This window comes from Streptomyces sp. NPDC057654 (assembly GCF_042800135.1).
Classification (GTDB): domain Bacteria; phylum Actinomycetota; class Actinomycetes; order Streptomycetales; family Streptomycetaceae; genus Streptomyces.
In genome coordinates, this window is sequence record NZ_JBHVHQ010000366.1 from 1 (window position 1) to 7995 (window position 7995).

General features: G+C 71.8%; 10 protein-coding genes. 5 read left to right on the forward strand and 5 right to left on the reverse strand.

All coding sequences use genetic code 11. The features are described 5' to 3' along the window. Nucleotides 1-188: 188 nt before the first annotated feature. Nucleotides 189-770, reverse strand: coding sequence for a TetR/AcrR family transcriptional regulator C-terminal domain-containing protein (locus tag ACFU99_RS24575; RefSeq protein ID WP_384395400.1), 582 nt, complete (start codon nucleotides 768-770; stop codon nucleotides 189-191). Between the two features lie 73 nt (nucleotides 771-843). Between ACFU99_RS24575 and ACFU99_RS24580 the strand changes: the two genes are divergently transcribed. Both ACFU99_RS24580 and ACFU99_RS24585 read left to right on the forward strand, forming a co-directional pair. Further along, on the forward strand, nucleotides 844-2202 hold the full coding sequence (locus ACFU99_RS24580; protein ID WP_384395402.1) for an FAD-dependent monooxygenase: 1359 nt from the start codon (nucleotides 844-846) through the stop codon (nucleotides 2200-2202). A 160-nt stretch (nucleotides 2203-2362) separates the two neighbouring features. Continuing rightward, the gene (locus ACFU99_RS24585) at nucleotides 2363-2719 is read left to right on the forward strand and encodes a cupin (RefSeq protein WP_363227976.1); all 357 of its coding nucleotides are present in this window, start codon (nucleotides 2363-2365) and stop codon (nucleotides 2717-2719) included. A gap of 151 nt (nucleotides 2720-2870) precedes the next feature. Here the strand turns inward: ACFU99_RS24585 and ACFU99_RS24590 are convergent, their stop codons facing one another. Further along, complete coding sequence (locus ACFU99_RS24590; protein WP_384395404.1) at nucleotides 2871-3179, reverse strand: ArsR/SmtB family transcription factor; 309 nt, start codon at nucleotides 3177-3179, stop codon at nucleotides 2871-2873. A 74-nt stretch (nucleotides 3180-3253) separates the two neighbouring features. Between ACFU99_RS24590 and ACFU99_RS24595 the strand changes: the two genes are divergently transcribed. Continuing rightward, nucleotides 3254-4270 carry a zinc-binding dehydrogenase gene (locus ACFU99_RS24595; RefSeq protein WP_384395406.1) on the forward strand — a complete coding sequence of 339 codons (1017 nt, stop codon included), beginning with the start codon at nucleotides 3254-3256 and terminating at the stop codon, nucleotides 4268-4270. Between the two features lie 220 nt (nucleotides 4271-4490). On the opposite strand, the gene ACFU99_RS24600 is transcribed toward ACFU99_RS24595, so the two are convergent. Both ACFU99_RS24600 and ACFU99_RS24605 read right to left on the reverse strand, forming a co-directional pair. Then, nucleotides 4491-5060, reverse strand: a complete 570-nt coding sequence (locus tag ACFU99_RS24600; protein WP_384395408.1) for a TetR/AcrR family transcriptional regulator — start codon at nucleotides 5058-5060, stop codon at nucleotides 4491-4493. Continuing rightward, nucleotides 5057-5446 (reverse strand): hypothetical protein, encoded by a 390-nt coding sequence (locus tag ACFU99_RS24605; RefSeq protein ID WP_384395410.1) that lies wholly within the window; start codon nucleotides 5444-5446, stop codon nucleotides 5057-5059. Before ACFU99_RS24605 ends, ACFU99_RS24600 begins: the two co-directional genes overlap by 4 nt. Before the next feature lie 151 nt (nucleotides 5447-5597). Here ACFU99_RS24605 and ACFU99_RS24610 point away from each other — a divergent pair, with 151 nt between their 5' ends. Continuing rightward, the gene (locus ACFU99_RS24610; RefSeq protein ID WP_384395412.1) at nucleotides 5598-6140 is read left to right on the forward strand and encodes a DUF1707 domain-containing protein; all 543 of its coding nucleotides are present in this window, start codon (nucleotides 5598-5600) and stop codon (nucleotides 6138-6140) included. 84 nt (nucleotides 6141-6224) lie between these two features. Here the strand turns inward: ACFU99_RS24610 and ACFU99_RS24615 are convergent, their stop codons facing one another. Continuing rightward, nucleotides 6225-7277: a DUF3533 domain-containing protein gene (locus tag ACFU99_RS24615; RefSeq protein ID WP_384395414.1), complete on the reverse strand. Its 1053-nt coding sequence runs from the start codon at nucleotides 7275-7277 to the stop codon at nucleotides 6225-6227. A gap of 258 nt (nucleotides 7278-7535) precedes the next feature. Here ACFU99_RS24615 and ACFU99_RS24620 point away from each other — a divergent pair. Beyond that, nucleotides 7536-7995: PHP domain-containing protein (locus tag ACFU99_RS24620; RefSeq protein ID WP_384395416.1), on the forward strand; the 460-nt coding region annotated here is incomplete at its 3' end.

The following is a 7995-nucleotide window of genomic DNA, read 5'->3' on the forward strand; positions in this document are numbered from 1 at the left end:
GGGCGCCCGGCGACGCGGGTCCGCCCGGCCGCAGGGGCTTCAGTTCGCGACCGGGCAGGTCACCTCTTTGGCCCGCGACCGCCCTGCGGCCGACCTGCGCCGACCGACGGCTGACCCGCGACCGCCCTGCGCCGACCAGCGGCTGACCCGCGACCTACCCGCGTCTGCCCCGCGTCTGCCCCGCGACGTCAAGACGGCGGAAGGCCGTCCGCGCGGTGCGCCAGGCCGTCCCGGATGAGGATCAGCCCGGCCTCGAACGCCGACTCGTAGTCGATCACGGGAATGTCCTCCGGCAGGTCAGGGCCGTCGCCGGGGCCGGTGTCCGCCTGTTCCTCCAGGACGCTGCCGACGGTGTAGCGCCCGGCGGCCAGCATCGCCATCTGCGCGTCCCGCTCGGGCACCCCGGAGGTGACCAGGAAGTCCATCTTGCGGCGGAGCCGGTCGAGGTCGTTGGCGGGGGTGCTGCCCGCGTGGAGGCGCGCGCCGTCCCGGCGCATCAGCAGGGTGCGCCGGAAGCTCCGCATGTTCTCCAGGAACCACTCGCGCCAGTCGTCGTCGGGCGTCGGCAACGGGGCGGTCGTGTGCGGGCCCATCGCCGCCTCCGCCATGGCGGTGAGGAGGTCCTTCTTGGTGCGGAAGTACCAGTAGAGCGAGGGCTGTTCGACGCCCAGCCGCTTCGCCAGGCGTCGCGTGCTGACCGTGTCCAGTCCGACCTCGTCGAGCAGGTCGAGCGCTTCGGAGACGACGATGTCGCGGTTCACCTTGGTCATGTTGACAAACCTATCACTGATAGGTGACGCTGAAAGGGAATCATTCACTGATAGATTTTCTGAGGTGATGGGCATGAGCACAGGTACGGGCATGAGCGCGGGTGCCGGGATGGGCGCGGGTACGGGGACGGGTGCGGCCGGCGGATCGGGAGCGCGGCCCCTGCGGGTCCTCGTCGCGGGCGGCGGGATAGCGGGCCAGGCGCTGGCCTTCTGGCTCACGCGGGGCGGCCACGAGGTGACCGTCGTCGAACGCTTCCCGGCGCTGCGGGCCACCGGGGCGCAGGTCGACCTCCGGGGGCAGGGCATCGAGGCCGTCGAGCGGATGGGGCTGCTCGGCGCCGTACGCGACAAGCTGGTGGACGAGCCGGGGGTCGCCTTCGTCGACTCGCACGGCAGGGCCAAGGCGAAGATCATGGCCAACACCTCGGGCAAGGGCCGGCAGACCCTCACCTCCGAGTACGAGATCATGCGCGGCGACCTGGTGCGCATCCTCCACGAGGCGTCCAAGGACGGCGCCGAGTACGTCTTCGACGTGAGCGTGGACGGCTTCTCGCAGGATGAGGGGAAGGTCACCGCGCACTTCTCCGACGGGACCTCCGGCGAGTACGACCTGCTGGTCGGCGCGGACGGGCAGGGCTCGCGCATCCGGCGGTCGATCCTCCCCGCGGGGTTCGACCCGTACCGGCGGCTCGGCATCCACATGGCCTACTGGTTCATCCCGCGCACGGCGTCCGACGGCAACATCCGGGACACGTACATGGTCCCGGGCGGCCGCCAGATCATGCGCCGCAGCCACAACCCGACCGAGACCCAGGTGTACTTCGTGATGCGGGACGACTCCGAGGAGGCCTCGGCGATCCACCGGGAGCCCGTGGAGCGCCAGCAGGAGTTCTGGGCGGGCAGGTTCAGCGACGCGGGCTGGCAGACCGAGCGCTTCATCGACGGCATGCGGACGAGCCCGTTCTTCTACTCCCAGGAGGTCGTCCAGGTCCGGACCGCCACCTGGTCCAAGGGGCGCGTCGTCCTGGCCGGCGACGCCGCCCACTGCGCCTCCCCGTACAGCGGCATGGGCATCTCCGGCGGCCTGGTCGGCGCGTACGTCCTGGCCGGCGAGATCAACCGGCATCCTGGCGACCTGCCGACCGCGCTGGCGAACTACGACCGCGTGCTGCGGCCCTTCGTCGACGAGATCCAGGGCGCGGTGAACCCGCGCCTCCTGCGGCTGGCCATGCCGGTGAGCCAGGGGGCGATCAGCGCCATCCAGAACACCGCCGCAGTGGCCTCCTTCCTGCACATCCCCGATCTCGCGGCGCGCTTCGCGAAGGAGGACCGCGGCGGCGGCTGGCAGCTCCCCGAGCTCCCGGCGCCGCTCGGCTCCGCCGCACCCGCACCGTCTCCCACCGCACCGTCTCCCACCACATCGCCGCGGTAGTCCGGATCGCGTGCGGCTCCGCCATGTGCGCGGTCTGTAGCCGCACGTGGCTCGGATGCCGTTCGGGTCAATGAGGCGGTCGTGGCGGGAGCGCCGGCGTTACGGTGGGCAGGGAGCGGTAGCGACAGCGGTACTCGGCGATGGGCAAGGGGAGTCTCCGATGGAGGACCTGAATTCACTGGCCGACGAGCACCTGGCCGTGGCGCGGGCCGCCGAGCACGGGCGCAGCGCCCATCTGGTCCTGCACGACGGCCCGTTGCGGCAGAGCGTCATCGCGCTGGTCTCCGGCGCGGCCCTGGACGAGCACAGCGCGCCGCCCTCCGCGAGTCTTCAGGTGCTGCGCGGGAGGGTGCGGCTGACGGCGGGGTCCGGGGACCAGGAGCTGGCGGCCGGGGCGCTGCACGGCATCCGGCAGGAGCGGCACGGGCTGGTGGCGCTGGAGGACGCGGTCGTGCTGCTGACGGCGATCACGGCCGTCGGCTGGCCCCCGGACGACAAGAGCGTCACGGTCGCTTAGATCGGTCAGCCCCAGGCCGCCAAGGCCGGTCGGACTCAGGCAGTCCAGGCAGTCCAGGCAGTCCAGGCAGTCCAGGCAGTCCAGGCAGTCCAGGCAGTCCAAGCCGTTCAAGCCGTCCAAGCCGTCCAAGTCCGGAGCGCGTCGCTCCGGTCTAGAAAACGTCGCGCAGCGTCTCCAGCAGCCGGGCGATGTTCGCCTCGTCGCGGCGGTAGTAGGTCCACTTGCCCCGCCGGGTGGCGACCACCAGTCCCGCCTGCCGCAGTATCGCGAGGTACTGCGAGGTGGTCGACTGCCCCAGGCCCATGCGCCGCTGGATGTCGGTCACGCACACGCCGATCTCGACGTCCTCGGGCTCCTGGCCGGGGAAGCTCATCGGATCCTTGAGCCATACCAGCATCTGGCGGCGGGCCGGGTTGGACAGGGCCCGGAACACTGTCAGCAACTCCGCCTCCGAGAACACAGAGTGATCGTAACGTACACGCATACGGGCAGGACGTATTGTCAATTCGCGATATGACGATCTAATGTCGTCGTATGTCTACTTCGATGCGCGTGATGGAACTCGCCCGCTTCGGTGCCGCGGACACCGCGTTCGCCGCCCGGGAACTGCCCGTACCCACCCCCGGACCCGGCCAGGTGCTGGTCCGCGTAATGGCCACCTCCGTCAACCCCCTCGACCTCCAGACCCGGCGCGGCGACTACCGCGACGAGGTGGCGCTGCCCGCGGTGATCGGCAACGACGTGTCCGGCGTGGTGGCCGGGACCGGCCCCGGGGCCGACGACTTCCAGCCGGGCGACGAGGTCTGGTACCTGGCGCCGGTGTTCGCCGGGCAGGGGACCTACGCCGAGTACCACGTCGTCGACCAGGCCCTGGTCGCCCGTAAACCCGCGGGGCTCTCGCACGTCGAGGCCGCCGGTCTCGCGCTCGTGGGCGTGACGGTGTGGGAGGCGCTGGTCGAACGCGCCGGGGTACGGGCCGGGGAACGGGTCCTGGTGCACGGCGGGGCGGGCGGGGTCGGCTCGGCCGCCGTGCAGATCGCCGGCGCGCTGGGGGCCGAGGTGGTGACCACCGCGCGGGCGAGGGACCACGAGTTCGTCACCGGGCTGGGAGCACACGCCGCGATCGACTTCTCGGCCGGTGACTACGTGCCGCAGGTCCGTGAGCTGGGCGGGGTGGACGTCGTCCTGGACACGGTGGGCGGGGACACCCTCACCCGCAGCCCGGAGGTCCTCGCCGACCGGGGCCGCGTGGTGTCCATCGTGGACATCCCCGAACCGCAGAACCTGCTCGCCGCGTGGGGCGTGAACGCGACCTACCACTTCCTCTTCGTCAGCCCCGGCCGGGCGAAGCTCGAAGCCCTCGGCCGCCTCGTCGACCTGGGGAAACTCCGTCCGGTGATCGGCGCCGTGCTGCCGCTGGCCGACGTCGCGCAGGCGCACACCCTGCTGGAGGGCGGCGCCGTCGAGGGCCGCCGACGCCCGCGCGGCAAGATCGCCATCGCCGTACACCCCCAGGACGAGCCGCCGCACCGGGCGGCGACCGCGTCCTAGCCTGAGGTCTCCGCTGGTTCGCCCGGGGGCGGGGCCGCCCGAGCGGTCGGCTACCGCTACTGCTGCCGCACGCCCAGCGCGTTCATCGCCGCGTTCCGCCGGATCACCGGCCGGATCACCGGCCGGGCCCCCGGTACGTACCTGCCCCAACCGCGGTAGCGCGAGGCCCCGTCCGCCGTCCGGCGCGTTCGACGCGTTCGGTGCGTTCGGTGCGGGAGCGTTACGGCAGTTGCTGCTCGACCAGAGCCGTCAGGCCCTCGATGAGGGGGGCGGGGTCGAGGTCCGGGTCGAGCATGCGCTGGAGCAGGAAGCCGTCCACTGCCGCGGTGATGGTCACCGCCGCGGGGAGCGGGCGCGCGACGCCGTGTTCGGTGAGCCAGTCGTGGAGCCACTGCCGGAGCTGGGTGAGGGAGGCCGCGATCTCGGCGCGTAGCTGGTCGTCCCGGCTCGCCGCGACCAGGGACTCGTACAGCAGCAGCAGTTCCGGATCGTGCGAGTCGCCGGTGCACAGCCCGCGGAGCATCAGTTCGACGGCCGCCGGCGGATCTTCCTGGGCCAGGGCGTCGCCGATCCGGCCGAGGAAGAACCCGCGGATCTTGCTCACCGCGGCGATGCGCCGGAGTTCGCCGATGCTTCCCACGTGGTAGTGGATCACGCCGGAGTTCACCCCCGCGCGTTCCGCGACGCGGCGGCTGGTCACGCCGCCCCAGCCCACTTCGGGGATGAGGGCGGCCGCGGCCTCGATGATCTTCTCTCGGGTGCTCGGCGGGGGAGAGGGGACGTCGTTCACAGCAGCATTCCTTGGATCGCGATCACGGCCCCCACGCCGGCCGAGGCCAGCGCGACGGCTTCGAGGACGAGCAGTTGCACCGGCAGCGGGTCGGCCACGACGGGGAAGACCGCGCCGAGGTCGGCCGCGAAGACCGCGATGTAGCCCAGGCTCAGCACCAGCGCCGCCACGAACGCCCAGTGCTGGTCCGCCATGGCGAACCCGGCCACCACGAAGCTGGCGAGCCCGAGCGAGGTGAGGAAGACGTTGAACCCGTTGAACTGCCGGCGGGGGAGCGATGAGAAGTCTCTCGTGTCGATCAGCTTCCCCGGAACCATGGGAATCAGCAGGAGTGCCTCCCAGACCAGGAAAGCCCCGGTCAGGGTCGTCAGCAGGGAATGGTTCATCACATGCTCCAGGGGTGCGGCCCGTCCATATGTCCACTTTGGACGATAGACCTGGACGGTCGTCCAAATCAAGTCACGGGCCTTGGCGCGTACGCGGCCTCGGCGCTGCGGCTTCGGCATGGCGGTCCCAACGCGGCAGTAGAGTGAAAATGTGACCGCCCTGCCGAACGACCGGCCGCCGTTGATCGGCGAAGACGACCGCGACACAGCCGTACGGCGCCTCCAAGAGGCGTACGCCGCAGGGCATATCGCGCACGACGACCTGGAAACCCGCCTCCAGCAGGTGCTCACCGCCACGACGCACAGCGAGTTCGCGTCGGCCATGGACTCGATCCCGGAGGAGGACGCGGGCGCCACGTCCACGATCGCGGCCGCCGGCGGCCGGATTCAGCGGCGCGGCGCATGGCGGGTGCCGCGGACGCTCAAGGTCGAGTCCGCCTTCGGGAAGGTCCAACTGGACCTGTCCCGGGCGGTATTCGAGCACTCGGTACTCGACATCGAGCTTCAGCTCGGCACCGGCAAGGCCGCGATCACGGTGCCGCGCGACGCCGTCGTGGACGTCGAGGGACTGCGTACCGGCTGGAAGGATTCCCACTACAAACCCCGGCGGAACCCCCGCCCCGGCGGACCGACGATCAGGATCTCCGGCGCCATGGGCTTCGGCCGCCTGACGATCCGTCACGCGCGGCGCTGAGGCCCGCCGTGACCGACTCCGGCGACTCCCGGCCCAGCCCTGGCCCTGGCCCCGGCTCTGGCCCCGCCCCGGCCCCGGCCCCGGTCAGCGTGGCGGCGTCGCCGAGATCGCCCCGTCCGACGGCTTCTTGAACGCGGCGAACAGCAGGGTGATCACGGACCCCGCCACCGCCCAGGCCGAGAGCACCAGTAGCGGCCCCGTCACCGCGTTGCCCCGGAAGTACGCGATGGAGCGCGCCGTCCAGGTGCCCGCGCCCGGCGGCAGGGCGGGGCCGATGGCGCGCCAGAAGCCCGGCAGCAGCGGATAGGGGTACGCGCCGCCCGCGCTCGGGTTGCCCAGGACGACGACGACCGCGATGGCGAGGCCGATGCCGACGACGCCCGCCAGCCCCTGGAACGCCAGCGTGGTGGCCCCGACCGCGAAGACCACCATGGCGCCCAGGCCCCACAGCCCGAGGATGGAGCCGGGCAGCGCTTCGAGGATCGGGCCCATGATGACCGCGCCGCCGATGCCCGAGGCGATCGAGTAGAGCGCGAGCGTGCCGAGCCGGATGACGGCGCGCCGCGGATTGGCGGGCCGGGCCCCGGCGCTGATGGCGAGGATCGCGGCGCACAGATAGCCGCCCACGCACCACCCCACCACCAGGTAGAACGCGGACAGCCCGCGGGCGTCGCCCTTGGCGACCGGCGCGATGTCCTGGGTCTTCACGGTGCGCCGCTGGGACTTCTCGGCGGCGGTGACGACCTGTTCGACGGCCTGGGAGAGCGAGGCGCCGCCGCCGCTCGCGACGAGCAGCCGGTCGGTGCTGCCGCGCGGGTCGACGATCAGCGCCGCGTCGATGTCCCGCTCGCGGATCTGCCGTACGGCCTTGGCCTCGTCGGCGGCGGCGCGCGGGTCCAGGGGGTCGCCCGGCAGCTTGTCGAGCTTGCCCAGCAGCTGCCCGCGGACCTGCTCCGGGGCGACGACGGCGAGTGCGATGTTCTTGGGCTTGGGGCTGTGGAAGGCGCCCACGTAGGAGGCGATGAACGCGAGCTGGAGCACCAGCACGCCGATCACCAGCGCGGCGGCGCGGGTGCTGACCGCGCTTCTGACCTCCCGGGCGAAGGAGGGGCGGGTGCCGGGGTCTGTGGTGGCCATGGGCCGCTCCTCGCCGTGATGGGTGGGTTTTCTGCCCCCATATGGTGCGCAGCCCCCATATGGTGCGCACAAAAGCGGGCATTCCGCAGTGTGAACGGGTCGAAGAGGTGAGGGTGAGATCTCCTCGTACGGATGATGTCTGTTCGTACGAGTGTTCGACGTAGGGGTTATGGTGAAGGAGGAGATGGAGACGTCAGGGGTGGGGTGGTCTTCGGGCAGCGGGTATCGAGTGGATCGAGTGATCGAGTGGAGGTGCGGATGTCGGCTCTTTCGGCTCTTTCAACTCTTTCGGCGACTTCCGGCTTCACGCATCTGCACACCGCCTCCGGGTTCTCGACGCGGTACGGCGCGGTGCACCCGGAGCGGCTCGCCGAGCGCGCCGCCGAGCGGGGCATGGACGCCATCGCGCTGACCGACCGGGACAGCCTCGCCGGAGCCGTACGGTTCGCGAAGGCGAGCGCGCGGGCCGGGGTGCGGCCGGTCTTCGGCGTCGACCTGGCCGTACGGGAACGGGCCGAGCCGCAAGGCCGCCACGGCACGGTGCGGCGGCGCGTCCCCGTACGGGGCGGCGCGTTCATCGACGAGTCGACGCCCCGCGCGGTCTTCCTCGCCCGCGACGGCGCGCCCGGCTGGGCCGCCCTGTGCGGCCTGGTCTCGGCCGCCCACGCCGACACGATCCGCACCGGCGGCGGCGCCGACCAGCTGGGCACGGCCCCCG

Bases quoted from the DNA above. Each gene is read 5' to 3' on its own strand.
- ACFU99_RS24615 (WP_384395414.1), bottom strand. From the start codon at position 7,277: ATGGCCACCACAGACCCCGGCACCCGCCCCTCCTTCGCCCGGGAGGTC.
- ACFU99_RS24605 (WP_384395410.1), bottom strand. From the start codon at position 5,446: ATGAACCATTCCCTGCTGACGACCCTGACCGGGGCTTTCCTGGTCTGG.
- ACFU99_RS24580 (WP_384395402.1), top strand. From the start codon at position 844: ATGAGCACAGGTACGGGCATGAGCGCGGGTGCCGGGATGGGCGCGGGT.
- ACFU99_RS24595 (WP_384395406.1), top strand. From the start codon at position 3,254: ATGTCTACTTCGATGCGCGTGATGGAACTCGCCCGCTTCGGTGCCGCG.
- ACFU99_RS24575 (WP_384395400.1), bottom strand. From the start codon at position 770: ATGACCAAGGTGAACCGCGACATCGTCGTCTCCGAAGCGCTCGACCTG.
- ACFU99_RS24585 (WP_363227976.1), top strand. From the start codon at position 2,363: ATGGAGGACCTGAATTCACTGGCCGACGAGCACCTGGCCGTGGCGCGG.